Source organism: Burkholderia sp. L27(2015) (genome assembly GCF_009765705.1).
GTDB lineage: Bacteria > Pseudomonadota > Gammaproteobacteria > Burkholderiales > Burkholderiaceae > LMUX01.
In genome coordinates, this window is sequence record NZ_LMUX01000029.1 from 1 (window position 1) to 958 (window position 958).

The window sequence follows — 958 nt, forward strand, 5'->3', positions numbered from 1 at the left end:
GCCGGATACAACTGGCAGTTGTCGAATACATTGATGCTGTACACCGGCGACAGCGAAGTGGCATCGGGCATAGGTTGCACGCGCAGGCGGAAATCGCTGCCCGGGCAATTGGGCATTTCGTTGCCGTCGAGGCTGAGCAGACTCGCCTGGTCCAGTACGCGCTGACGTGGCGAAGCCAGCACACTGCCGTCGGCGGCGAAAGTCGTTGCACGGACGGTCACCGGCAACTTCACCGCGATCGGTGTGCGATACAGCGGCGAGTGCAGATCCGGCGCACTGCCGTCCAGCGTGTAGTGCAACGCACCAGCGCCGGCTTGGTCGGACAACGTAACCTGGGCCGTACCACTGGCCAGTGCGGCGTTGCGATCCAGGCCGATATCCGGCGCGAACGCGCTGTCGGCATAGCCGATGCCCTGTGCGCGATAGCGTGCGAACTGCGCCGGCAGGCGGGCGAGGAACCCGTGCCAGTCTCGTGATCCAGCCGCTGACCAGTCCACTTCGCTCAGCGCATCCAGTCGCGGGAACACGGCGTGCTCCACGTGCGCTATCGTCGGCATGTGCTCGGTCCACACATTGGCCTGCGCCCCGAGTACGTGCTTCGCTTGCGCCGCGTCGAGCTCTTTCGGTACCGGCTCGAACGCATAGACGCTGGCCAGATCCTGCACTGGGATACGCCCGGCGATCTCGTCGGCGCGATCGCTTTGCAACTGGTCGAAATACAGGCCGGGCGCTGGCGAAAGCACCACATCATGCCCTTGCTTCGCCGCCGTGATCGCACCCTGCGCGCCGCGCCATGACATCACGGTGGCGTCGGCGGGGACACCGCCATCGAGGATCTCATCCCAGCCGATCAAGCGCCTTCCATGCGTGGCCAGGTACTTGCCGACGCGATCGTTGAACCAGCCCTGCAGCGCATCTTCGTCCTTCACACCCAACGCGTGCATCTTCGCCTGCACGG

The 958-nt window shown here is 64.9% G+C and carries 1 protein-coding gene; it reads right to left on the minus strand.

Annotated features, from left to right (window positions below; translation table 11 throughout):
• The coding region (locus GSQ77_RS28895; RefSeq protein ID WP_158907592.1) for a family 20 glycosylhydrolase at positions 1 to 958 on the minus strand (958 nt) is incomplete at both ends.